The sequence below is a fragment of the Agrobacterium sp. 22-226-1 genome (genome assembly GCF_053522345.1).
On sequence record NZ_JBNWCP010000010.1, the window covers coordinates 106,656 to 132,073 of the forward strand.

The following is a 25,418-nucleotide window of genomic DNA, read 5'->3' on the forward strand; positions in this document are numbered from 1 at the left end:
GCGCAAAGGAAACTTCATGACCACTGAAATCGTGCAATTGTGCCCGCTCATCCCGGCACTGGAACAGGAACTTGCGGAGCGCTTCACCGTGCATCGGCTGTTCGAGACTGCTGACAAGGCGGCGTTCCTTGCTGAAAAGGGGGCTTCAATCCGCGGCGTTGTCACCGGCGGCCATATCGGCCTGCCGGCGGATATCAGCGCCGCACTTCCCAATCTTGAAATCGTCGCCATCAACGGTGTCGGTTTCGACAAGGTCGATCTCGCCGAAGCCAAGCGACGCGGTTTCCGCGTTTCCAACACGCCTGACGTGCTGACGGCCGATGTCGCCGACCTAGCGCTCGGTCTGGTTCTGGCGCAGGCGCGCAAGCTGCCGCAGGCCGACCAGCATGTGCGCACCGGCCAATGGCTGAAGGGCGATATGGGGCTTTCCACCCGCGTCGCCGGCCGCCGTTATGGAATTTTCGGCCTCGGCCGCATCGGTCAGGCAATCGCAAAGCGGCTGGAAGGTTTCGATGCGCGCATTTCCTACACCGCCAGAAACCGCCGCGATGTCGCCTATGATTATTATGACAGCATCGAGGCGCTTGCCGCCAATTGCGACGTACTGATCATCGCCGCCGCCGCAACCGCTGAAACCCGCCATATCGTCAATGCGGATGTGCTGAAGGCCCTCGGGCCCCAAGGTGTGCTCGTCAATGTGGCGCGCGGTTCGCTGGTGGATGAAAAGGCGCTTGTCGAGGCGCTTTCGAGCGGCACGATCGCAGGTGCGGCGCTGGATGTCTTCGAGGATGAGCCGCGCGTGCCGGAAGCGCTTTTCGCCTTCGACAACGTCACGCTCGCGCCGCATGTCGGCAGCGGCACGCACCAGACGCGGCGCGCCATGGCCGATCTCGTTCTCGCCAATCTCGATGCCCATTTTGCCGGCAAAGAACTGCCGACGCCGGTGGTGTGACCGTCAACGAATTGCCGCCTGTCGTTTTGACGGCGCAGCTTCGGCTGCGCCGTTTTGATTCAAGCCGGCAGGGCTTCGGGGAGGCTGCTGCAAAAGGCGGGTTTCCCGGCAATCTCACGTCGTTGTTCATATTTATATAAGACGTATAATCCTACTATTCTGCTTCCTTATAAAATGATGAGGCGGAGAGGTGCGTTCCAAAGGCCCGAAGACACCCGAAGAGAACCGGATGTCGCGAAAAGAGCGCGATCTCACCCCATCCGCCACTCGTGACATGAGCGAAAACAGCAATCCTTCCGACCGGCACGCGCTTCTGGAAGCGATGATCGACCACGTGCCGGATTTTATCTATGCCAAGGATCTGGAAGGGCGCTTTCTTTTTGCCAATCGCGCCATCGTCACCGAAAACGGCTTTGACACGGTCGAGCAACTGATCGGGCTCACCGACTACGATATTCACGGCGAAGCGGCGCGGCGTGCCGGCATTCCCGATACCGAGGCGCGGGTGATGCGCACCGGCGAACCGGATCTCGGTTACGAAGAGCGCGCCATGCGCGGCGATATTGACCGCTGGCTCATGATGTCGCGCGTGCCGCTGAAGGACAAGGCCGGTAACATCATCGGCGTGGTCGGCGCCTCGCGGGACATAACCCAGAAAAAGGCCTCGGAAAGACTGCTTCAGGCGCAGGCGCATATTCTGGAAATGATAGTCGCGGCAGCGCGTATCGAGGATTTTCTTGAGGAATTCGTCAAGGCCATCGAAAATCTCGCGACCGGACTGGCCTGCGCGGTGCGGGTGTTCGATGCGGCGGAAGGGGAACCTTCCGTTTACGCCTCGCCGGCGCTTGCGCAGCAGGAGGGGCTGGCCGCGCTGGTTTCCAGCGTCAGCGACCCTGAGAGCCTTATCCATCCGGCAGAACACATGGCCTTCAGTTTCGATATTCCCGCCAGCGAAGGCAAGGCGCACGGTTTCGTCTGGTGCATGCTGGCCGGCCGCCAGCCGGATGCGGCGCTGGTGGAATTCATAGGCGCGGCGGCGCGCATGGCGGGGCTGGCGATCGACCGCAAAAGGGCGGCGGAGCATATTGCCTTCCTGGCGGACCACGACATGCTGACCCGGCTGCCGAACCGCCGTTTCCTCGATACGAGGCTGCCGGAAATACTGGCGGCGGCGGCAAAGGCGAACCGAAGGGTCGGTATCGGTTTTCTCGATCTCGACAATTTCAAGCAGATCAACGATACGCTCGGCCACAGCATCGGCGACGCGTTGCTGTCAAAAACCGCCGAGCGCATTGCGAAAAGCCTCCGGAAGAACGATCTCGTTCTCAGGGTCGGCGGCGACGAGTTCGTTATCATTCTCGAAGAGCGCAGGGACGATGTCGAAAACCGCCTGCAGCGCATCCGCGCCGCTGTCTCGCAGCCCTTGCGTATCGGCAATTACGATATCAAGGTCACATGCAGCATCGGCATGGCCTTTTTCCCGGAGCATGGGGAAACCACGGCGGAAATCGTCGCGGCGGCCGATCTCGCCATGTATGAGGCCAAACATACCGGGCGCGACAGTATCGCCACCTTCACCCCCAATATGGCGGATGATCTGAGAAAGAAGTTCACCCGCATCGAGGAATTGCGAAAGGCAGTAAAGAGGGACGAGTTCGTCCTGCACTTCCAGCCGCAGGTCGATCTTGTCAGCGGCCGGATCAGCGGCGTGGAGGCGCTGGTGCGCTGGCAGCACCCCACGGAAGGTCTGCTCGGTCCCGCGGAGTTCATCGGGCTTGCGGAAGAGACCGGCCTGATCGTCGAACTCGGAGGAAGCATTCTCGAAAAGGCCTGTCGTCAGGCACAGGCATGGGCCGCCGCCGGCCTGTCGCCCGTCAAAATGGCGGTCAATATCTCTCCGCGGCAGTTTCAGGGCGGGCTGGTGCAGCAGATCAGGTCGGTGCTCAAGGAAACCGGCCTTGCGCCATCCCTGCTGGAAATCGAAATCACAGAGACGCTCATCATTCAGGATGTTGAAACATCGGTGCGGATCATGAGGGCCATCAAACAGATGGGTGTCAGCCTGGCGCTGGATGATTTCGGTATCGGTTATTCCTGCCTCGGCATGCTCAAGACATTCCCGCTCTCGTGCATGAAGATAGACCGCTCGTTCCTTACCCATCTGCCGGAAAAGACCAAAGACAGCGCCATCGTCTCGATCATGATCCAGCTTGCCGGGTCTCTGGGCATCGATGTCATTGCCGAAGGTGTGGAAGCCGGCGAGCAGGCGACATTTCTGCGGGATGCCGGCTGCCCCTACGGTCAGGGCTATTACTTCAGCCGCCCGGTGCCGGCAGAAGCGATCGAAGACATGCTGGCGAAGACGACGATATTCGCGACCGGCTTAACCGAAGGCCGCCTATAGGCTGCCTCGGGCGACCGGTTGTTTCAGATCGTCCAGATATGGTTCCCCGGGAGAGGCCGGGCGGACGTTTGGCCGCCTGCGTCCTTTCCTTTTCCTCGACGAAAACCATTTTGCTTCCCCATGCCCGCGAGTGCTGACGCCTCCCGATCCGGACGGGACGGGAGCGTTTGTTGTTTTGGTGTCTTGTAATTTAGTAATTGAAGACAATATTTAAAAGTAATAAATTCTATTATTTTTAAATGATAATAAGAAATATTATATTTTAAACTATTAAATTGTTGTAATTTTACTACGAAATTGAATTGAGTACTTTGTCTGTATTTGTATTCCGTCGATTTAAATTGCGAGTCTGCGGCAACTTCTGTCATTTGCTGAATCAGCGCAGGGAATCGGGTGGCAGGGAAAAACCAGCCCTCAAATTTGCGCATTCGTTCAAAAATTTTTGACTGGAGATTACAAATGAACATCAAGAGCCTTCTTATCGGCTCCGCTGCGGCTCTCGCAGCAGTATCCGGCGCACAGGCCGCTGACGCTATCGTCGCTGCCGAGCCGGAAGCCATGGAATATGTTCGCGTCTGCGACGCTTTCGGCACCGGCTTCTTCTACATCCCCGGCACCGAAACCTGCCTGAAGTTCGACGGTTACGTCCGCTTCCAGACGGACTTCGGTCGCAACCAGTCCGGCACTTCCGACTGGGATGCTACGACGCGCGGTCAGTTCAACATCGACACTCGCACCGACACTGAACTCGGCGCTCTGCGCGGCTACATCGGTCTGCGCGGCCAGGCCGACAACGACACCGACCGTAACATCGTTCTCGATCAGGCTTTCATCGAACTCAGCGGCCTGAAGGTCGGTTTTTACTACAACTGGTGGGATGACGGTCTCTCTGGTGAGTATGACCAGCTAAGCTCCAACCGCACCCGTCTGAACGCTGTCCGTTACACCTACGACGCCGGCTCCTTCTACGTTGGTGCCGCTGCTGAAGAGCTGGAAGGCTCGCGCAAGGGTACGTCAGAGCTTGGCGTTTCAAAGGGTGGCAAGTTCAAGACCAACACGAACGATGTCGGCGTCAGTGCTATCATCGGCGGCAAGTTCGGCGGCGTTAAGGCCAACCTGCTAGGCGCGTACGACACCGACCAGGAAAACGGTGCAATCCGTGCAATCCTCACGGCTGACATCGGTCCGGGCACTCTCGGCCTCTCCGGCGTATGGGCTTCCGGCGCCAACCACTACTACGAAGAATCCGAATGGTCCGTTGCAGCTGAATACGCCATCAAGGCAACCGACAAGCTGACAATCACCCCCGGCTTCCAGTATTTTGGCACGATCGACATCGGCGCAAACAACGACTTCGTGGGCAACCGCGATGCATGGCGTGCTGGCGTAGCTGCTGGCTACAAGATTACTTCCGGCCTCTCCACGAAGGTTGCGGTGACCTATCAGGACGTCGACGGCCGCGAAGGTCGCGACAGTGGTGCTGGCGACAGCTGGACCGGTTTCGTTCGTCTCGAGCGCGCGTTCTAATAGTCTACAAAAAGCATAGTAGGGTTAGACAACTCAGATCCACCCCGTTTCCGAACGGGTGAGTCACTAGCTCCAGTCAAAGTTCCTGACATGATGTCAGGTTTGCTCCCCGGACCCCTCCAGGCCGGGGAGTTTTTGCGCTTATAGTCGATGCGTGGATGGCGGCTCCGTCCATTTGGTTGGAGAATGCGTGCGGGCTTGCTGCTCCTCTGCTTCCAAATGTGATACAGCAAAATCGGCTATCCCGTGAGGAGAGTGATTGAGTAATTGTCTTCAATATGAAATATTATTGTATACAATAAATCAGGTACTCCCATGGAATTCGATTTTACCGCGCTTGAGCCGCAGAGCCGTTATCGTTTGCTGACCAATTTTATCGGTCCACGGCCGATAGCGCTTGTCACGACGCGCTCGGCCGCTGGTCACAACAATGCCGCGCCGATGAGCTTTTTCAATGTTTTCTCCCATGATCCGCCGATCGTTGTTCTCGGCATCCAGCCGCGTGTGACGGGCGAGGAGAAGGATACGATGGCCAATATTCGTCGCACCGGCGAATTCGTCATCAACATGGTCGATATGGCTCTGTCCGAACAGATGCTCGTCTGCGGCCTGGGTTTCGAGAGCGAGGTCGATGAACTTTCGATTGCCGGATTGACGGCCACGCCCTGCAGCAAGATCGATGCAAGCTTTGCGGCGGAATCGCCCTGCGCCTTCGAATGCCGTGTGGAGCGTTTGATCGATTATCCGCGCCGTACTCTGGTATTGGGCGAAGTCGTGCACATGCATGTCCACAAGGATTGCCTCGATGCGGAAGGGCGTTATGTCGATCCGGACCGATATCAGCCCATCGCGCGCCTGCATGCCGATAATTACATCAGCTCGGATCGCCAGTTCGTCCTCAAGGCGCCCGCGATGACCGACTTCATCAAGCCGGATGGCGAGTGAAGGTTCCAGCGACTGAAGCGCCGGATACCTTTTGCCTGCCGCCGCAAACTCGAGAAAATGAGAGGGCAGGGCATCGGGGCGGCGATGACGATTGGTTTCGTTTCCCGGCGTTGTGCGGCAGGTCAGGCGAAACGACGGATGGGTCAATGCCGCGATAAAGCTGCGTCCAGTGCGGTTGGAGTGGTTGACCGAACGTTGCGCCCATGACTGCCCGTGCCTGACGGAATCCAGTCTTGTCACCCGACACGGTTTTCAGGAAAACAACGGCATCCATTTGCGGGCTTCCCCGCCTCGTTCTAGTGTTCTCCTGCTCGCACCATCCGCAGGGTCGCGAGCGACGCGGGAGGACGCATGATCGACAAGCTGGAATTTTTCATTGCATTGGCGCGCGCAGGGCATTTTGGCCGCGCAGCGGAGGAGTGCGGCGTTTCCCAACCAAGTCTCTCGGCCGCGATCCGGCAGCTGGAGGACCAGCTTGGTGTCGTTCTTGTGGTGCGTGCGGCGCGTTATCAGGGGCTGACACCGGAAGGCCAGCGTGTTCTCGAATGGGCGCGTCGCATCGTCGCCGATACGCGCACCATGCGTGAGGAAATGCGGGCGGCGCGCAAGGGTCTGGCGGGCCACATCCGCCTTGCGGTCATTCCGACGGCGCTTGCGATGGTGCCGCGATTGACGGAATCCTTTCAGGCGCGGCATCCCGACGTGACCTTTTCCGTGACGTCACGCACCTCGCTTCAGGTCCTGAGCCAGATCGAAAACCTCGAGATCGACGCGGGAATCAGCTATCTCGACAATGAACCTCTTGGCCGAGTGACCACGGTACCGCTCTATTCGGAGCGATATCACCTGATTGCAGCAGCCGGAACGCCGCTCGCCGATCAGGAAAGCGTTACCTGGAAGCAGGTTTCCGGTCTTAGGTTATGCCTATTGACTTCGGATATGCAGAACCGCCGCATCATCAACAAGCATATGGCTGAAGCGGGCGTAGAGGTGAAGCCGACATTGGAGTCCAACTCCATGATTGTGCTGTTTTCGCATATCCGAACCGGACAATGGGCTTCAATAATGCCACGTAACATAGCGGAATCATTCGGTTTTCCAAAGCAGATCAGAATGATACCGATTACCGAGCCGGATGCGGAGCATCTGGTGGGGCTGATCGCGACCTATCGTGAACCGCACACGCCACTCGTTTCTGCGCTTCTTCATGAGGCGCGTCAGCGCGCAGCGGCGATGGCTTTTGATAGGAATTTCCTATCGGTTGACGAAAACACATTATTGACCTGATCCAGCCGACCTCGCCATTCTCCAGAACCATGCAGGGGCTGCGCCGGGACTGAAAAACATGTGCCGCTCGCCATACCTGCCCCCTGTCGGTTTGGGAGGACTGGCTTATGAATATCCGTGCGGTTGCCGCAGATGAGGCGGCTCGTGTTTCCGCCATCATTGACGAACTTCTCCACCTGGAGGGGCCATTGCTGCCCATTCTGCACGCGGTGCAGGAAGAATTCGGCTACATACCGGAAAGCGCCAAGCAGATCGTCGCATCCGCGCTGAATATTTCGCGCGCCGAGGTCCATGGCGTCGTGACCTTCTATCCCGATTTTCGAGATCATCCGTCCGGCCGGCATGTGCTGAAGCTCTGTCGCGCCGAGGCTTGCCAGTCGATGGGTGGCGAGCCTCTTGCGGAAGCCATCAAGAACCGGCTCGGCCTCGACTGGCACGAAACCGCAGGCGACGGTTCCGTCACGCTGGAGCCGGTCTTCTGTCTCGGGCTTTGCGCACAGGCGCCCGCGCTGATGCTGGATGGCGAGCTTCATGCGCGACTGGATGAGCACTGTCTTGGCGACATTCTGGCGGAGGCGCGCCGATGAGTGTCACCGTTTTTGTTCCAGGCGATTCCGCCGCGCTTGCCGTTGGCGCGGACCGTGTCGCCGAAGCAATCGGCCGCGAGGCGGCCAGCCGCAACCTCGAGGTTCATATTGTCCGCAATGGCTCGCGCGGCATGCTCTGGCTTGAAGTGCTGGTGGAAGTGCGCACCGAACATGGCCGTATTGCCTACGGGCCGGTCAAGGCCAGCGACGTTGCCTCGCTTTTCGATACGGGTTTTCTCACCGGCGGCGAGCATCGTCTCTGTCTCGGGCCGACGAAGGACATTCCGTTCCTGAAAAGCCAGACGCGCCTGACATTTGCCCGCTGCGGCGTTACCGATCCATTGTCGCTTGCGGATTACCGCGCCTATCAGGGCTTGAAAGGCCTCGAAAAAGCCGTCGCCATGGCGCCGGCCGATATCGTTGCGCAAGTGACCGAAAGCGGCCTGCGCGGACGCGGCGGTGCAGGTTTCCCGACCGGTATCAAATGGAAGACCGTCGCCGATGCGGTGGCCGACCAGAAATATATCGTCTGCAATGCCGATGAGGGCGATAGCGGCACCTTCGCCGACCGCATGATCATGGAAGGCGATCCCTTCGTGCTGATCGAAGGCATGGCGATTGCCGGCCTCGCCGTCGGCGCGACAAAAGGTTTCATCTATACGCGCTCGGAATATCCTTACGCCATCAAGGTCATGGAGCAGGCAATCGCAATCGCCCGCCGCGAAGGCATCATCGGCCCATCCGTGCTTGGTTCCGGGCGAGCCTTCGATCTCGAAGTGCGCATGGGTGCCGGCGCCTATGTCTGCGGCGAGGAAACCTCGCTTCTGAACAGTCTGGAAGGCAAGCGCGGCACCGTGCGCGCCAAGCCGCCGCTTCCTGCTTTGCAGGGCCTGTTCGGCAGGCCCACCGTCGTCAACAATGTGATTTCGCTCGCCTCTATTCCGGTCATCATGGATCGCGGCGCGGCGTTTTATCGCGATTTCGGCGTCGGCCGCTCGCATGGCACCATTCCCATCCAGCTTGCCGGAAACATCCGGCATGGCGGGCTTTATGAGACCGCCTTCGGCCTGCCGCTCGGGCAGCTGATCAATGATATCGGTGGCGGCACGATCACCGGCCGCCCGGTCAAGGCGGTGCAGGTGGGTGGTCCGCTCGGGGCCTATTTCCCGGTTTCGCTGTTCGACACGATCTTCGACTATGAAGCCTTCACCGCCGCCGGTGGCCTGATCGGCCATGCCGGCATCGTGGTTTTCGACGATACCGCCGATATGCTGCATCAGGCCCGGTTCGCGCTCGAATTCTGCGCCGTCGAAAGCTGCGGCAAGTGCACGCCCTGTCGCATCGGCTCCACACGCGGCGTCGAGACGGTGGACAGGATCGCGCTCGGCATCCAGCGGGAAAAAAATACGGCACTCCTCGCAGACCTCTGCGAAACCATGAAATTCGGTTCGCTCTGTGCGCTCGGCGGTTTCACGCCCTATCCCGTCATGAGCGCACTCCGGCATTTCCCTGATGATTTTGCCCCCACCCCACGTGTTGAAGCGGCGGAGTAAGACCATGGCCCTTGTAACAGAATTCGACTATGGAACCCCCAAATCCCACGCAACGGACATGGTGACGCTCACCATCGACGGCAGGCAGGTGACTGTGCCTGCGGGAACCTCGATCATGCGCGCCTCGCGCGAAGCGGGTATCGATGTTCCAAAACTCTGCGCCACCGACATGGTGGATGCCTTCGGTTCCTGCCGCCTCTGTCTGATCGAGGTGGAGGGCCGCAATGGCACCCCCGCCTCCTGCACCACGCCTGTCGCCCCCGGTCTCGTCGTGCACACGCAGACGGAGCGGCTGAAGCAGATCCGTAAGGGCGTGATGGAGCTTTATATCTCCGATCACCCGCTCGACTGTCTGACCTGCGCCGCCAATGGCGATTGCGAACTGCAGGATATGGCCGGCGCCGTGGGCCTGCGCGATGTTCGCTACGGTTACGAAGGCGACAACCACGTCAAGGCCCGCACTGGCGATGGCGATCTTAACGCGCGCTGGATACCGAAGGATGAAAGCAATCCCTATTTCACCTACGATCCTTCCAAATGCATCGTCTGCTCCCGTTGCGTGCGGGCCTGCGAGGAAGTGCAGGGCACTTTCGCGCTGACGATCGAAGGCCGCGGTTTTGAAAGCCGTGTGTCGCCCGGCGCGCATGAGACGTTCCTCGATTCCGACTGCGTTTCCTGCGGCGCCTGCGTGCAGGCCTGTCCGACGGCGACGCTGACGGAGAAATCGGTGATCGAGATCGGCCAGCCGGAACATTCGCTGGTCACGACCTGCGCCTATTGCGGCGTCGGCTGCTCCTTCAAGGCGGAAATGCGCGGTGAAGAGCTGGTGCGCATGGTACCGTGGAAGGACGGGCAGGCCAATCGCGGCCATTCCTGCGTCAAGGGCCGCTTCGCTTATGGTTATGCCACCCACAGGGACCGCATTCTCAACCCGATGATCCGCGAAAAGATCAGCGATCCATGGCGGGAAGTCACGTGGGAAGAAGCCTTCTCCCATGTCGCGTCGGAGTTCCGGCGTATCCAGGGTCAATATGGCCGGGAATCCATCGGCGGCATCACCTCGTCCCGCTGCACGAACGAAGAAACCTTCCTCGTCCAGAAACTCATCCGCGCCGGCTTCGGCAATAACAACGTCGATACCTGCGCCCGCGTCTGCCATTCGCCGACGGGCTACGGTCTCGGCCAGGCCTTCGGCACTTCCGCCGGCACGCAGAATTTCGATAGCGTCGAGCAGTCCGATGTGGTGCTGGTGATCGGCGCCAATCCGACCGATGGGCATCCTGTTTTCGGCTCGCGGCTGAAGAAGCGGCTGCGCCAGGGCGCGAAGCTGATCGTCATCGATCCGCGCCGTATCGATCTCGTCCGCACGCCGCATGTGGAGGCGTCCTTCCACCTGCCGCTGAAGCCCGGAACGAATGTTGCGGTGCTGACGGCGTTTGCGCATGTCATCGTCACGGAAGGTCTGTTCAACGAAGCCTTCATTCGCGAGCGCTGCGACTGGTCGGAATTCGAGGATTGGGCCGCTTTCGTCGCCGAGCCTCAGCATAGCCCGGAAGAAACCGAAAGCTTCACCGGTGTGCCGGCGGAAGAGGTGCGCGGCGCTGCACGTCTTTATGCCAGGGGTGGCAATGGCGCCATCTATTACGGGCTCGGTGTCACCGAACACAGCCAGGGGTCTACCACGGTGATGGCGATCGCCAATCTGGCCATGGCGACCGGCAATATCGGCCGCCCCGGTGTAGGCGTTAATCCGCTGCGTGGGCAGAACAACGTTCAGGGCTCCTGCGACATGGGGTCTTTCCCGCACGAGCTTCCGGGCTACCGGCATATTTCCGACGATGCCACGCGCGACATCTTCGAGAAACTCTGGGGCGTGAAGCTCAACAACGAGCCGGGGCTGCGTATTCCCAACATGCTCGATGCGGCCGTGGATGGCAGCTTCAAGGGCATCTATATTCAGGGCGAGGATATTCTCCAGTCCGATCCGGATACGAAGCACGTCTCGGCCGGTCTCGCCGCGATGGAATGTGTCGTGGTGCACGATCTCTTCCTGAACGAGACGGCAAATTACGCCCATGTCTTCCTGCCGGGGTCCACGTTCCTCGAAAAGGACGGCACCTTCACCAATGCCGAGCGCCGCATCAACCGCGCCCGCAAGGTCATGTCCCCGAAGAACGGTTATGCCGACTGGGAAGTGACGCAGAAGCTGGCGCAGGCCATGGGTCTTGCGTGGAATTACGCGCATCCGTCCGAGATCATGGACGAGATCGCGGCGACGACACCGAGCTTTGCCAGTGTTTCCTACGACTATCTGGAGGAGAAGGGCTCGGTGCAGTGGCCCTGCAACGAGAAATTCCCGGATGGTTCGCCGATCATGCATGTGGATGGTTTCGTGCGCGGCAAGGGCAAGTTCATCCGCACCGAATATGTGGCGACGGACGAACGCACCGGTCCGCGTTTCCCGCTGCTGCTCACCACCGGCCGCATCCTGTCGCAATACAATGTCGGCGCGCAGACACGGCGCACCGAAAACGTCGTCTGGCATGAGGAAGATCGTCTCGAAATCCATCCGCACGATGCCGAACAGCGCGGCGTGAAGGATGGCGACTGGATCAAGCTCGCCAGCCGGTCGGGCGATACGACGCTGCGGGCGCTGATCACCGACCGTGTGGCGCCCGGCGTGGTCTATACGACCTTCCACCATCCCGGCACGCAGGCGAATGTCATCACTACCGACTTCTCCGACTGGGCGACCAACTGTCCCGAATACAAGGTGACCGCCGTGCAGGTATCGCCTTCCAACGGGCCGACGGAATGGCAGGAGGAATATGATGCGCTTGGCCGCCGTTCGCGGCGGATCAGCGGCAAGCTCGAAGCGGCGGAATAAGGAGGCCGGGTGCGCCCGGCCTTGTCACACACACAGAGGCGTCGGCTGGCAGCCGGCGCGGGGGAAGAGGTCATGTTGCTCAACCACACCGATGAAAAGCTGGTGAGAATGGCGAACCAGATCGCGACGTTCTTTCTGTCGCAGCCGGAAGATATTCGCATCGAAGGTGTCGCCACCCACATCAACAAGTTCTGGGAACCGCGCATGCGACGCCGGTTCTTCGAGATGGTGGATGCCGGGGCAGGTGATTTTCTGCCGCTTGTGCTTGCCGCGTCGAAGAAGATCAAGCGGCCCGACGATCCGGCGGCCGATGCCGTGGGCCTCGCCGACGATGCCAAGGGCGCGTCGGGCGGCAAAGGACCAATTGCGGGTGAGTCTCTTTCGGAACCGAGCGTACCGGAAAGCACAGAGGCTTGAGCGGCGCGACCGCAAAATCACATTTTCGGCCGGACGGGGGACGTCCGGCGATATCGGTGTTCGCCCGGCGGGGCGAACGTGACATGTCCAGACATCCACGAGGGAGGTAATGTCAATGGCAGTAGCAGGTGCGACAGCGGGAGAGGCGGCGCAAGCCGGGTTTTTGGACCGCGAACGAATAATCGCAAGACCGGGTTTCAATCGCTGGCTGGTGCCGCCGGCGGCCCTTGCCATTCATCTATGCATCGGCATGGCCTATGGCTTCAGCGTGTTCTGGCTGCCGCTGTCGAAGGCGCTGCCGGCCACGGACCCCAGTTGCTCCAGCCTCACCCTTCTGGGTGCGCTGTTCACCACTGAGTGCAACTGGCGCGTGGCCGACCTTGGTTGGATCTATACGCTTTTCTTCGTTCTTCTCGGCTGCTCGGCGGCCATCTGGGGCGGCTGGCTGGAAAGAGTGGGGCCACGCAAGGCCGGCTTCGTTTCCGCCTGCTGCTGGTGCGGCGGCATTCTGGTGGCGGCAATCGGCGTCATCACGCATCAGCTGTGGCTGATGTGGCTGGGGGCCGGTGTCATCGGTGGTATCGGCCTCGGCCTTGGCTATATTTCGCCCGTATCGACGCTGATCAAATGGTTCCCGGACCGTCGCGGCATGGCGACGGGCATGGCGATCATGGGATTTGGCGGTGGTGCGATGATTGGCGCGCCGCTCGCCAATCTGTTGATGAACAACTTCAAGACGGATGTTTCGGTCGGCGTCTGGCAGACTTTCGTCGTCATGGCCATGATCTATTTCGTCTTCATGATGGCGGGCGCTTTTGGTTACCGCATTCCGCCATCGGGCTGGCGTCCGGAAGGCTGGACGGCGCCTTCTGCCAAAAGCGCCATGATAACCCATCGCCATGTGCATCTGCGCGATGCGCACAAGACGCCGCAGTTCTGGCTAATCTGGGCGGTGCTGTGCCTGAACGTTTCGGCGGGTATCGGCGTCATCGGCATGGCCTCGCCCATGCTGCAGGAAATCTTCGCAGGATCGCTGATCGGCTTACCCGGCGTGGGCTTTGCCGATCTCGATGCCGGGCAGAAGGCGCAGATCGCGGCGATTGCTGCCGGTTTCACCGGGCTGCTTTCTCTGTTTAACATCGGCGGCCGTTTCTTCTGGGCGTCGATGTCTGACAAGATCGGCCGCAAGAACACTTATTTTTGCTTCTTCATTCTCGGCATCATTCTTTATGCGCTGGCGCCGACGCTTGCGACGATGGGCAACAAGGCGCTCTTCGTTCTGGCCTTCGGTATCATCCTGTCGATGTATGGCGGTGGTTTTGCGACCATTCCCGCTTATCTTGCGGATATTTTCGGCACGCAGTTCGTCGGCGCAATCCACGGCCGCCTGCTGACGGCGTGGGCGACTGCGGGCATCGCCGGCCCGGTCGTCGTCAACTACATCCGTGAGGCGCAGATCGCGGCGGGCGTGGCGCCAGGACCCGCGCTCTACACCAGCACCATGTATATTCTGGCGGGCATGCTGGCGATCGGCCTCGTGGCTAATGCTTTCGTGCGGCCGCTTTCGGACAGGTGGTTCATGTCGGATGCGGAGGTCGCGACGCTGCAGGCAAAGACGGCGGCCGCCAATGCCGGTCCGACAGGCTCCTTCGGCATCGGTCGTGGCGGGCTGGACACCAAGGCGGCACTTGCCTGGGTTGCTGTCGGTATTCCGCTTCTGTGGGGCGTATGGGTCACCGTGAAAAGCAGCCTTGCACTGTTCGGCTGAGCATCCATCGGCCCGGAAAGCATATGCCGGCTCATGGCCGGCATATGATCTGATCAAAGCGAAAACGTGCAGCTTGCCGGCAAGGCGTCCATCAACGCCAGCTGGCAAGCAGTCCTTCGAGTGTTGCGCGGTCCTCTTTGTCCAGACGGGCAAGTCCCGGGGCGCGAACGGAGCCAACCTTCATCCCCAGAATTTCCATGGCTTCCTTCACCACGGTCACGTTTGCGCCGTTGCGATATCGTGTCCGCAGCCGTTCGAACAATTCGATCTTTTCGATGATCTTCCGTGCGGCCGGGAAATCGCCGGCCGTCAGGGCATCATGAACCTGCAGGGAAAATTGCGGCGCGGCATTGACGAGACCGGATGTGAAGCCGCGCGCGCCAACCGCCGCGAAGGCAGGCGCCCAGCTTTCGGCCAGTCCGCAGACATATAGAGCGCCGTTCGGATCGGAAGCGGCAATCGCGCGCGACAGAAGCATGATGTCGGTCGTCGCGAACTTGATTCCGGCGACATTCGGGTGGCTCGCAAGCCTTACCATGTCATCGACCGAAAAGCCGTCCGCCCGGACATAGGCGACCAGCGGCAATTCGCTGCCCTCCGCAAGACCGATAAAATAGTCGATCTGCGATTGCGGGGCTGCAAAAGGGTCGACCGGCTGATGCGACATGACGGCGGATGCGCCCATTTCTTTTGCCTGACGCGCCATGGAGAGCGCTTCGCGCTGCGAGCGTCCAATCGCCGCCGTAACCGGGGCTTTGCCGCTGACGCCTTTTATCGCGGCCTCATAAACCTTCAGAATTTCCGCGGGCGTCAAGGCGTAGAATTCGCCCGTATTGCCCGCCGCGACGATATTATGGATGCCCGCTTTTGCGACACGGGCGTAAACCTCGGCGGTAACACCGGTCTCCACTTCGCCGCTTGCATCGTAAGCCGTTACCGGAACGCCGGAGATGCCCTGCAGGGCCTGGTGAAAATCGAATGTCGTCATCAACTGGGTTCCTTAGGATCAAAAGTCATCTTCAGATGGAGAATTTGTGAACGGGCGTGCCGGCGACCGGGGCATCGAATGCGGCAACCGTGCCTGCGGTGGTTATTCCGTCCGTCTCGGTGACGAGACTTGTGAGGTATATCGTCTTGAGGTCGGGACCGCCGAAACACGGCATGGTCGGCCCCTTGAACGGCAGCCTGTAGACCTCGAACAATTCGCCGTCCGGTGAAAAGCGGTTGAGACGTCCCGCCTGAACGCCGGCGCTCCAGTAACAGCCTTCGCAATCGGTCGCAGCACCGTCCGGCCTGCCTTCATCCGGTGCGAAATCGTGAAGGCGTTCGGCCGGGCCGATCCTGCCGGTCGCGGGGTCAAAATCGAATACCTGATACATGAGACCACTGCTGTCGGAATGGTACATGCGTCTGCCGTCCGGGCTCCAGGCAAGCCCGTTCGATGTGAACATGTCGCCATCGATGATGCATTCGATGCCGCCATCCGGGGCGACGCGATAGAGGCGTGCATTGCCTGTCTGTATCGCGGCCTCGTCGCGGGTCCCCACCCAGAAATGCCCGTCCGGACCGACCTTCCCGTCGTTGAGGCGGCTGTCGGGACGCCCGTCGTCCGGGTCGCAGAGAAGGTCGAGCTTGCCGCTCGCGGGATCGAGAAGATGCACGCCGGTCTTGAGGCCGGCCACGATCAAGCCATTGTCGCAAAGGCCGAGACAGCCCACCTGGGCGGGCATGTCGTATCTGTCGAGTTTTCCGCCGGGATGCAGGCGGAAAATGGCGGGCGCGAGAATATCGACGAACCACAGATCGCCGGTTCGCTCGTCCCAGGCAGGCGATTCACCCACCTTCAGCGGGGTATCGATCAGGGAACGGAGCTTCGGTTCTATGATGTGCGGCTGGCTCACTGGTTCCTCTCCCTCATCCGCCCTTTATGATTCTGTTTTCGACATTGCAGGGTGCGGCCTAGCTGCCGACGCCCTGAAACATGCGGGCGCGCGCCTTCAATATGTGGTCTTTCATCGCGTCATGCGCGGCCTGCTCCCGTCGCGCAAAAATCGCCTCCACGATGGCCGTGTGCTCGTTCTGGACTTCGCGCACATGCTGCGGCGTCCGCTTGAGGCTGAGGCTGCGTGTCACCGACTGGCCGATGGCGAAATGGGGCTTGAACCAGATCCGCACCGTGATGTGGAACTGGTTATGGCTCGCCTTCGCGATGGCTTCGTGCAGGGCGAAGTCTTCCTCAGCACCGAGATCGTTGCGCTCGAGACACTGTTCCAGCGCGGCAATCGCCTGCTCGATCCGCACCCTGTCAGCGGCCTGCCAGTTGCGCGCCGCAAGCTCAGCCGCGGAAGCCTCCAAGCCGGCCCTGAACTCAAAAAAACGCTGCACGTCGGCCAGCGAGCCGACCGGCACCTGTTGCAACACGGAAGAATCCGGCTGCTGGCGTACATAGGAGCCGGATCCCTTTTGCGAAACGATAAGCTCGTCGTTCCGAAGCCGCTCCAGCGCTTCCCGCACAACCGGCCGCGACGCGCCGAACAGCGACGCCAGATTCTGTTCCGATGGCAGCCGCTCGTTCACGGGAAACCGCCCGTCCGAAATCATGCCGACGATTTTTTCGTAGATGATGTCGCTCAGCCGAGTTTCGCCTCGAGCGGCGGCAGATGCAGTGTGATTGTCCATCAGCAGCCCTTCCGTTGCAAATCGCTGAAGTTAATGGGTTTCCTGCATTTCAATCGCAACAGAAATACCGGGGTTTTTGTGAGCGAGGGGGCTGTCCTGTCGATTTTTTCTTCAAGCCTGATCCTGAAAACCGGCCTACAAATAAAAAAGATGTAAAAATCTGTCAATACTTGTAATAATCTGAAAACGCCCATATGGTCTGCCCCTGCCGATGGAGGATCGGCGTGCTGGCTGGCCGGGAGGGCCGTCGCGGTTCGGTGAAAGCCGTCTCGCTGCCGGTGATTTTTTGGGAGGATTGTCGATGCGCGATGGCGAAGCATTTTCACTGGGCGTAACGCGCCGAACCTTTATGGCGGGTGTTGGCGGCGTGGCCGCCCTTTCCGTCATCGGGACCTCGGCGCGGGCTGCTGCCGGCAAGCAGGCGCCGGAACTGGAGGCGCTGGTAAAGGACGGCAAATTGCCGCCTTTGGCCGAACGTCTGCCAAAAAATCCGATGGTGGTGACGCCGCACGAGAAAATCGGCACCTATGGCGGCACATTGCGCCGTGGCCTGCGCGGTTCGTCGGACCATAACGGCATCCTGCGCATGGTCGGCAATCAGGGCCTTGTCCGCTGGAACATGGATTTTACAGAGGTTCTGCCGAACCTTGCGGTGAAATGGGAAGTCAACGACGATGCCTCGCAATTCACCTTCCATTTGCTGGAGGGCGCAAAATGGTCGGACGGCCACCCCTTCACAGCCGATGACGTGGTGTTCGCCATCGAGGACTGCATCAAGAACAAGGAGCTTTACAGCGCCACGCCCGCGCAGCTTTCCGTGGCCGGCAAGGCGGTCGATGTCGAAAAAGTCGACGATTTCACGGTAAAGTTCAAATTCGCCGCGCCGAATGCGCTTTATCTCGAAAACCTCGCCACGCCGCTCGGCCAGCATCCGACGCTGTTTCCAAAGCACTATTGCAGCAAGTTCCTGCCGAAATACAACACGTCGCTGGATGCCGATGTGAAGGCGGCGGGTGTCTCCAGCTGGACCGAACTGTTCCGCGCCAAATGCGGCGATATCGAAATTCCGTCCCGCTGGTCGAATGTCGACAAGCCGACGCTTGATCCGTGGGTGGTGAAGGAGCCCTATTCCGGCGGTGCGACACGGGTGGTCATGACCCGCAACCCTTATTTCTGGCAGGTCGATACCGAAGGCAACCAGTTGCCCTATATCGATGAAATCAATTTCGGCATTTCGCAGGATGTCGAATCGCTGATGCTGAACGTCATTTCCGGCAAGATCGACATTCAGGAGCGCCATATCAGCGTTCTCGCCAACAAGCCGACCCTGTCTCAGAACATGAAAAAGGGTGACTACCGCCTGCTGACGCTGGTGCCGTCTGCCGCACAGCAGTGCCAGATTTACCTGAACATCACCCACAAAGACCCGGCGATGCGCAAGATGTTTGCCGACAAGTCTTTCCGTCAGGCGTTGTCCATTGCGCTCAACCGGCAGGAAATCATCGACATCGTCTATTTCGGTCAAAGCGAAGGCTATCAGGCCGGGCCACGCCCGACACACCCCTGGTACAATGAAAAGCTGGCACGGCAATTCACCGAATATGACGCCGACAAAGCGAACGAGCTTCTCGACAAGGCCGGTTACGACAAGAAGAACGGCAATGGCATGCGGTTGCGGCCCGACGGCCAGCCCGTCTTCTTCTCGATTGACGTCATCCCGACGCTCTATCCCGATCTGGTCGATGCGCTGGAACTGGTGAAGGCGCAATGGGCGCAGATCGGCGTCGACATCAAGGTCAACACCATCGAACGCGCGCTCTATTATACGCGCGGCGATGACAACGCCCATGATGCCGCCGTCTGGCCCGGTCCCGGTGGTCTCGATCCGATGCTCGACCCGCGCGATTTCTTCGCCTTTCATCCGCAGGGGTCGCGTTACGCCATTCCGTGGGCGCTCTGGTACACCTCGAATGGCCAGAAGGGCGAAGAGCCGCCGGAAAGCCAGAAGCAACGCTTCAAGCTGTTCGATGAGGCGCGCTCGACGGCCGACCTTGCCAAGCGCGGCGAGAAGATGAAGCAGATTTTCGACATTGCGGCGGAAGAGTTCGAGACAATCGGCCTCTGCCTTGCGGTGGGCGGTTTCGGCATCATCCGCAACAATCTGCGCAATGTGCCGGAAACGGAACCCGACAGCTGGACCTGGCCCAATCCCGGCCCGGCGCTGCCGCAACAGTTCACCTTCACAAGCTGATATCGCCACATGGGCGTCGCTGCCGTAACGCGGCGACGCCTCTCAGGTTGTTTCGACCACCCACAGCCGTCTCCTTAGTGGAAGGCGGCGCGTGCGGCACAATGTGATTGCGAGAACGACATGCTGCTTTTTATCGTAAAACGCCTGCTGTGGATGATACCGTCCCTGTTTGCCGTCAGTTTCCTTGCCTTTGTCCTGATCCAACTGCCGCCTGGCGACTATGTGACGACCTATATCGCCACACTGGCCGCCTCCAACGAGGTCATCGACCACAATACGGCGGCGCAGCTGCGCGAACGTTTCGGCCTCGATGACCCGATGATCGTGCAATATCTGAAATGGATATGGGGCATCGTCAGCCGCGGCGATTTCGGTATTTCGTTCGAGTGGCAGCAGCCGGTTTCAGGCCTCATCTGGGAGCGCATGGCGCTGACGCTGGTTCTGGCCATTGCAAGCCTTCTTGCAACCTGGGCCATCGCACTTCCCATCGGCGTCTTCTCTGCCGTGCGCAAATATTCGATAGGCGATTATCTCTTCACCGCCTTTTCTTTCTTCGGCCTTTCCATACCCTCGTTCCTGTTGGCGCTGGTGCTGATGTATGTGGCGGCGGTGGAGTTCGGGGCCGATGTCGGCGGGCTGTTTTCCGCAGAATACGAGACCGCCTCGTGGAGCATCGCCAAGATGATGGACCTCATGGCCCATATCTGGCTGCCGGTCGCCATTCTTGCCGTGTCTTCCACCGCAAGCCTCATCCGTGTCATGCGCGCCAATATGCTGGACGAGTTGCCCAAGCCCTATGTCACCACCGCGCGGGCGAAGGGACTGTCGGAGTTCAAGCTGCTGACGAAATATCCGCTCAGAATTGCGCTCAATCCGTTCATCTCCACCATTGCATGGCTGTTGCCCAACCTCATTTCGGGCTCCGTGGTCGTCGCCATCGTGCTCAATCTGCCGACGGCCGCGCCGCTGCTTCTGCAGTCGCTGATGGCGCAGGACATGTATCTCGCCGGCGCTTTCGTGCTGCTGATCTGCGCGCTGACGCTGATCGGATCGCTTATAAGCGACATCCTGCTTGCGCTGGTCGATCCGCGCATCCGTCTCGAATAGGAGGGCGCCATGAGCGATATCACCATGACCACCAATGCCCGGCAGGACCGCGCCGCTGTCGCCTCGCAGTGGCAGCTCATCTGGTGGGCCTTCAAGCGCCACAAGCTGGCCATGGCCGCCCTGTTCATCACCATCGTCATGTATATCGTCGCGCTGGTGCCCGGCTTCTTCGCCATCAACGATCCGGTGCTCCAGAATGCGCGGGCGACCTTCCATCCGCCGCAGCGCGTTCATTTCATCGATACGACCGAGGGTTTCTCGCTCGGGCTGCATTATTATCCGCTGAAGCTGACCCGCAATCCTGAAACGCTGGCGGCGGTCTTCGTTGAAGATACGGCGAAGAAAATCCCGGTCCAGCTTTTCGGTCGCGGTTACGAATATTCCGTATTTGGCCTGTTCACCACGGATATCCACCTGCTGGCGTCTACCGATAAAACGCGCCCGCTCTTCCTCTTCGGCGCGGATCGTCTCGGGCGCGATGTCTTCAGCCGCGTGGTGCAGGGGGCGCAGGTCTCCCTGTCCATCGGTCTCGTCGGCGTGTTCTTCTCGTTGCTGCTCGGCGTCGTTCTGGGAGGCATTTCGGGATATTACGGCGGCCGCATCGATTTCGTCATGCAGCGCGTGATCGACTTCGTGCTATCGCTGCCCACCATTCCCATCTGGCTGGCGCTGGCCGCCGCCCTGCCGCAGGGCTGGCCTGCCACGCTGCAATATATGATGATCACCATCATCCTGTCGCTGACCGGCTGGGCGCAGCTTGCCCGCGTCGTGCGCGGCCGGTTCCTGTCGCTCAGGACTGAAGAATTCGTGGCCGCAGCGCGGCTGGATGGCGTGCCGGAAGGGCGCATCATCTTCCGCCATATGCTGCCGAGCTTTTCGAGCCACATCATCGCTTCTGTCACGCTTGCGGTGCCGGCGATGATCCTTGCGGAAACATCGCTCTCCTTCCTTGGTCTCGGACTCCAGCCGCCCACCATTTCCTGGGGAGTGCTGCTTCGCGAGGCGCAGAATATCCGCTCGATAGCGACAGCACCCTGGCTGTTCCTGCCCGGTGTGGCGGTCGTCATTGCCGTCATGGCGCTCAATCTGCTCGGCGACGGCCTGCGCGATGCAGCCGACCCCTATAACAAGTGAGGCCCGGATGAGCGACATTCTCTCCATGAAGCCAGCCAAGCCGCTGCTTGAAGTCCGCAATCTGGTTACTGAATTTCCGGTCAGAAACGGCGTTTTCCGGGCGGTCAACGATCTGTCTTTCTCCATCGATCCCGGCAAGACGCTCTGCGTCGTCGGCGAAAGCGGCTCCGGCAAATCCGTCACCGCCCGTTCGATCCTGCAGATCATCGACAGTCCCGGCCGCATTGCGTCCGGATCGATCATCCTCAACCGCGCCGACGGCACCTCTCTCGATCTGGCAAAGCTCGATCCGCGCAGCCGGGCCATCCGCTCGGTGCGCGGCGCTGATATCGCGATGATCTTTCAGGAGCCGATGTCGTCGCTTTCACCCGTGCACACGGTCGGTGACCAGATCACCGAGGTCCTGCGTCTGCATCTGAAGATGAGCAAGGCTGAGGCGCGGGCCGAGGCCATCGAACTGTTGCGGCAGGTGGAAATCCCTAACCCTGAAAAGGCGCTGGATCGTTACGCCTTCCAATATTCCGGCGGCATGCGCCAGCGCGCGATGATCGCCATGGCGCTGGCCTGCAAGCCGCAGCTTCTGATCGCCGACGAACCGACGACGGCGCTCGATGTCACCACACAGGCCGAAATCCTAGACCTGATATCGCGGCTGCAAAAGGCGCATGGTATGGCTGTGCTGTTCATTACCCACGACATGGGCGTGGTGGCGCAGATTGCCGATGACGTGCTGGTCATGCATCACGGCGTCGCCAAGGAATATGGTACGGTCGACGAGATATTCCACAATCCGAAAGATCCCTATACCCGCATGCTGATCGGCTCCGTGCTGAAGCTGGAGCAGAAGGCGGAAATCCGGCTGGCCCGCCCGCCGCTCGATCTTGCGGCCGCGCCCATCCTCGAGGTCAACGACCTCTCCATGCATTTCGGCGAGATGAAGGCGCTGGACGGCGTATCGATCCGGCTGCTTCCCGGCGAAACGCTCGGCATCGTCGGCGAAAGCGGCTCCGGCAAGACGACGATGGGCCGCTCCATCATGCGTCTCTACGATTCCACCGGCGGCGCGATGCTTTATCGCCGTGCGGATGGCACGGTGGTCGATTTGGCCAAAATCGAGGGGGCGGAGCTGAAAGCGGCGCGGCGCGAATTGCGCATGGTTTTCCAGGATCCTTTCGGCTCGCTCAATCCCCGCATGACGGTGGCGCAGGTCATCGGCGAGCCGTTGCTGGTCAATGGCATTGCCAAGGGCAGGGAACTGGATGAACGCGTCTGCGCGCTGATGGAGCAGGTGGGACTGGACCCTGCCGGGCGCGAGCGTTATCCGCACGCCTTTTCCGGCGGCCAGCGCCAGCGTATCGGCATCGCCCGCGCCATAACCCTGAAGCCGCGCATCATCGTGGCGGATGAGGCGACCTCGGCGCTCGATGTTTCGGTTCGGTTCCAGGTGCTGGATCTTCTGATGCGGCTGCAGGACGAGCTGGGGCTCGCCTATATCTTCATCAGCCACGACATCGGCGTCATCCGCTATATGTGCGACCGCGTCGGGGTGATGTATCGCGGCAAGCTGGTGGAAGTGGGAGACGCCGAAAAGGTCTGCAATGCGCCGGATCATCCCTACACGCAGGCGCTTCTTTCCGCCATTCCGCGCCCGGACCCGCGCGACCGGGATCGCACCCGCAGATTCCGCTACGTCGAACCATCCGAAGTCAAGAACGGGGCCGTCGCGCGATAGTGCCGGGCCTGTTGCACGCTGCAATTCATGAGGAAGACTGAAGCATGAAAATCGATCGCATGCGGGTATTCGTCACCCGCGACAAGGACCGCCCCCGCGTCATCGTCGCTCTCGATACCGATGACGGTTTGACCGGTTGGGGTGAATGTTACAATCACGGCCCCGATCTCGCCCTGCCGCCGGTGCTGGACTATCTCTACAGCTTCCTCGCCGGTCGGGATCCGACACGGGTGGAATATCTCTACAATCTCCTGCTCCAGCAGAACCGCTTTCCGCCCGGCGCGCTCGGCCTGTCGGCAATCTCGGCGCTCGATCATTGCCTCTGGGACCTCGCGGCCAAGGCGGCGGGCGTGCCGGTCTACAAGCTGCTGGGCGGCGAAGTGCGCGACCGTATCAAGGTCTACGCCGGTGTCTATACGGCCCCGGATGCGCCGGCGGCGAAGGAGGAATTCGACCGTCTCAACGAGGACTGGGGCTTCACGGCCTTCAAGCTCAGCCCCTGGCGCGTCGATATTCACGCCCATCGCTGGGGGGAGGTGGTGCGCAGTTCGGCCGAATATTTCCGCTCGCTTCGCGAAACCGTGCGGCCCGACTACGACATCGCCTTCGACGCCCATGCCAAGATTTTCGAGCCAGCGGCCGCCCGCCAGCTCGGCAACGCGCTTGCCCCTTACGATCCGCTGTTCTTCGAAGAGCCTTTGCGTCCCGAAAACATCGAAATGTGGGGAGACCTGAAGCAGGGGCTGAACTGCACGCTGGCGACGGGTGAAAGTCTCTATAATCGCAATGAGTTCCTACGCCTTCTTCAAGTAAAAGGTGCGGATATCATCCAGCCCGACATCTGCGTTGTCGGCGGCATTTCGGAAATGCGCCGCATCGCCACGCTTGCGGAAGCGCATTTCGTCAGCATCGCGCCGCATAATCCGATGGGACCGCTCGCCACCGCCGTCAATGTGCACTTCTCCGCCGCCCAGCAGAATTTCCGCATTCTCGAATACCGGCTGCCGAAAGGGCAATGCTACGTCTATGGCGGCACCGATCTCGAAAAACGCGAGGATGAAACCCGCTATGTCGTCGACCCCTATCTGCCGAAGGACGGATATCTGGAACTGAGGCCGGACCGCCCCGGCTGGGGTGTGGAGATGAATGAAAAAGCCATGCAGGAGGATGGCTATGTTCATTGGCAAAGACGGGTGCCGAAACGGCCTGACGGCTCCTATGCCTTCGCCTGAAACGGTTGCGATTGCCTGCGGGCGGCTCTCCGCCGACCTGCGCCCCGCCTGGGGTGGCAGAATGACCCATCTGCGGCACGCGGACTACGGCGATATTCTGGTGCCGACAACGAAGCAGGAGTTCGAGCCGTTCAACTGGCCAAGGGCCGGCGCATACCCGCTGTTTCCCTATCACAACCGGCTCTATGGCGGCTCCTTCGTCCATGCGGGTATCCGCCATGACCTGCTGCCGCATCCGGCGCTTGCGCGTGACGCCATGCATGGCCCGGCTCACCGCCGGCCGTGGGAGATTTCAGATCTGTCTTCGGATCGGGTCTCACTGCTACTGGACTACGAGGCTGACCGGGAGTGGCCTTTTTCCTTCCGCGCCGAGCAGTCTTTTCTGCTGGAAGACGACAGCCTCACCGTGGAACTGTCGATAACCAATTTGGCGGACACACCAGCGCCGATGTCGCTGGGTTGGCATCCCTATCTGGCAGCCGGGCTCGGTTGCGATGCGCGGACGGACGCCAAACTGCAATATCCGCTGGATGCGCAGAACGTGCCAACCGGCCAGCCGCCGGCACATCGCCCGAAACCCGCCATTCCCGCCGCAACGGGATACACATTGCATTTCGCCGATTGGTCAAGCGCGCAGGTCGACTTCGACAGGTTTTCACTACGGCTTAAGGCCGATCCCGTTTTCGGCCATCTCGCCGTGCACCGCATGGAGCGCTATCTATGTCTTGAGCCCGTTTCCATGGCCGCCGGAGCGCTTGGTTTGCCGCAGGCACAGCGGGAAGGGCAGGGTCTCGGGACGGTTGCTCCCGGCGAGCGCCTGTCGGGGCGCATCAGGCTCTCCATCGATCTTTAGGAGAGGCGGTGCGTCTATGACGCCCACCCTTCACCTTCAAAAAAAGCCATATGCCCATATTTTGAGCGCCAGTTATTGCCGCTCAAAAATAAGCTTGACGACG

At 60.3% G+C, this 25,418-nt stretch carries 20 protein-coding genes; 16 read left to right on the forward strand and 4 right to left on the reverse strand.

The genetic code is table 11. The annotated features are described in order from the left end of the window. The first annotated feature begins 16 nt into the window (after positions 1-16). Both ACQZ5K_RS17835 and ACQZ5K_RS17840 read left to right on the forward strand, forming a co-directional pair. Entirely contained in the window at positions 17-952 is a 936-nt protein-coding gene (locus ACQZ5K_RS17835; protein ID WP_448740993.1) for a 2-hydroxyacid dehydrogenase, read from the forward strand. Positions 953-1,181: 229 nt separating this feature from the next. Then, complete coding sequence (locus ACQZ5K_RS17840) at positions 1,182-3,356, forward strand: putative bifunctional diguanylate cyclase/phosphodiesterase (RefSeq protein WP_448740994.1); 2,175 nt, start codon at positions 1,182-1,184, stop codon at positions 3,354-3,356. Between the two features lie 23 nt (positions 3,357-3,379). Here ACQZ5K_RS17840 and ACQZ5K_RS17845 read toward each other — a convergent pair whose 3' ends face one another. Further along, complete coding sequence (locus ACQZ5K_RS17845; protein WP_448740995.1) at positions 3,380-3,823, reverse strand: hypothetical protein; 444 nt, start codon at positions 3,821-3,823, stop codon at positions 3,380-3,382. Between ACQZ5K_RS17845 and ACQZ5K_RS17850 the strand changes: the two genes are divergently transcribed. The 8 genes from ACQZ5K_RS17850 to ACQZ5K_RS17885 all read left to right on the forward strand — a co-directional run bounded on the left by ACQZ5K_RS17850 (position 3,816) and on the right by ACQZ5K_RS17885 (position 14,327). Next, complete coding sequence (locus ACQZ5K_RS17850) at positions 3,816-4,883, forward strand: porin (RefSeq protein ID WP_448740996.1); 1,068 nt, start codon at positions 3,816-3,818, stop codon at positions 4,881-4,883. The genes ACQZ5K_RS17845 and ACQZ5K_RS17850 overlap by 8 nt on opposite strands. A 315-nt stretch (positions 4,884-5,198) precedes the next feature. Beyond that, the gene (locus ACQZ5K_RS17855; RefSeq protein WP_174040634.1) at positions 5,199-5,828 is read left to right on the forward strand and encodes a flavin reductase family protein; all 630 of its coding nucleotides are present in this window, start codon (positions 5,199-5,201) and stop codon (positions 5,826-5,828) included. A 351-nt stretch (positions 5,829-6,179) separates the two neighbouring features. Beyond that, entirely contained in the window at positions 6,180-7,115 is a 936-nt protein-coding gene (locus tag ACQZ5K_RS17860; RefSeq protein ID WP_003521693.1) for a LysR family transcriptional regulator, read from the forward strand. A gap of 107 nt (positions 7,116-7,222) precedes the next feature. Beyond that, positions 7,223-7,702: a formate dehydrogenase subunit gamma gene (locus ACQZ5K_RS17865; RefSeq protein ID WP_448740997.1), complete on the forward strand. Its 480-nt coding sequence runs from the start codon at positions 7,223-7,225 to the stop codon at positions 7,700-7,702. Continuing rightward, complete coding sequence (locus ACQZ5K_RS17870) at positions 7,699-9,255, forward strand: formate dehydrogenase beta subunit (RefSeq protein ID WP_448740998.1); 1,557 nt, start codon at positions 7,699-7,701, stop codon at positions 9,253-9,255. Before ACQZ5K_RS17865 ends, ACQZ5K_RS17870 begins: the two co-directional genes overlap by 4 nt. Positions 9,256-9,259: 4 nt before the next feature. Beyond that, on the forward strand, positions 9,260-12,142 hold the full coding sequence (gene fdhF / locus ACQZ5K_RS17875) for a formate dehydrogenase subunit alpha (protein WP_448740999.1): 2,883 nt from the start codon (positions 9,260-9,262) through the stop codon (positions 12,140-12,142). 72 nt (positions 12,143-12,214) lie between these two features. Beyond that, positions 12,215-12,559, forward strand: coding sequence for a formate dehydrogenase subunit delta (locus ACQZ5K_RS17880; protein WP_448741000.1), 345 nt, complete (start codon positions 12,215-12,217; stop codon positions 12,557-12,559). A 115-nt stretch (positions 12,560-12,674) separates the two neighbouring features. Continuing rightward, complete coding sequence (locus ACQZ5K_RS17885) at positions 12,675-14,327, forward strand: OFA family MFS transporter (protein WP_174025088.1); 1,653 nt, start codon at positions 12,675-12,677, stop codon at positions 14,325-14,327. A 91-nt stretch (positions 14,328-14,418) separates the two neighbouring features. On the opposite strand, the gene ACQZ5K_RS17890 is transcribed toward ACQZ5K_RS17885, so the two are convergent. From ACQZ5K_RS17890 to ACQZ5K_RS17900, 3 genes are read right to left on the reverse strand one after another with little or no spacing between them, the layout of a single operon-like run. Then, a complete protein-coding gene (locus ACQZ5K_RS17890; protein WP_448741001.1) occupies positions 14,419-15,315 on the reverse strand; it encodes a dihydrodipicolinate synthase family protein in 897 nt (298 codons plus the stop codon). Positions 15,316-15,346: 31 nt separating this feature from the next. Next, a complete protein-coding gene (locus tag ACQZ5K_RS17895) occupies positions 15,347-16,228 on the reverse strand; it encodes an SMP-30/gluconolactonase/LRE family protein (protein WP_448741002.1) in 882 nt (293 codons plus the stop codon). A 58-nt stretch (positions 16,229-16,286) separates the two neighbouring features. Further along, on the reverse strand, positions 16,287-17,006 hold the full coding sequence (locus tag ACQZ5K_RS17900; RefSeq protein WP_003521683.1) for a FadR/GntR family transcriptional regulator: 720 nt from the start codon (positions 17,004-17,006) through the stop codon (positions 16,287-16,289). Between the two features lie 301 nt (positions 17,007-17,307). On the opposite strand from ACQZ5K_RS17900, the gene ACQZ5K_RS17905 reads away from it, so the two are divergent. The 6 genes from ACQZ5K_RS17905 (at position 17,308) to ACQZ5K_RS17930 (ending at position 25,315) form a co-directional block, all read left to right on the forward strand. Further along, a complete protein-coding gene (locus tag ACQZ5K_RS17905) occupies positions 17,308-19,257 on the forward strand; it encodes an ABC transporter substrate-binding protein (protein WP_078053887.1) in 1,950 nt (649 codons plus the stop codon). A 120-nt stretch (positions 19,258-19,377) separates the two neighbouring features. Beyond that, a complete protein-coding gene (locus tag ACQZ5K_RS17910) occupies positions 19,378-20,364 on the forward strand; it encodes an ABC transporter permease (protein ID WP_003521681.1) in 987 nt (328 codons plus the stop codon). 9 nt (positions 20,365-20,373) lie between these two features. Next, the gene (locus tag ACQZ5K_RS17915) at positions 20,374-21,498 is read left to right on the forward strand and encodes an ABC transporter permease (protein ID WP_448741003.1); all 1,125 of its coding nucleotides are present in this window, start codon (positions 20,374-20,376) and stop codon (positions 21,496-21,498) included. Positions 21,499-21,505: 7 nt separating this feature from the next. Continuing rightward, complete coding sequence (locus ACQZ5K_RS17920; protein WP_448741004.1) at positions 21,506-23,230, forward strand: ABC transporter ATP-binding protein; 1,725 nt, start codon at positions 21,506-21,508, stop codon at positions 23,228-23,230. Between the two features lie 44 nt (positions 23,231-23,274). Continuing rightward, positions 23,275-24,462 (forward strand): galactarate dehydratase, encoded by a 1,188-nt coding sequence (locus ACQZ5K_RS17925; protein WP_448741005.1) that lies wholly within the window; start codon positions 23,275-23,277, stop codon positions 24,460-24,462. Next, entirely contained in the window at positions 24,449-25,315 is an 867-nt protein-coding gene (locus ACQZ5K_RS17930; RefSeq protein WP_448741006.1) for an aldose epimerase family protein, read from the forward strand. Before ACQZ5K_RS17925 ends, ACQZ5K_RS17930 begins: the two co-directional genes overlap by 14 nt. Positions 25,316-25,418: the final 103 nt, after the last annotated feature.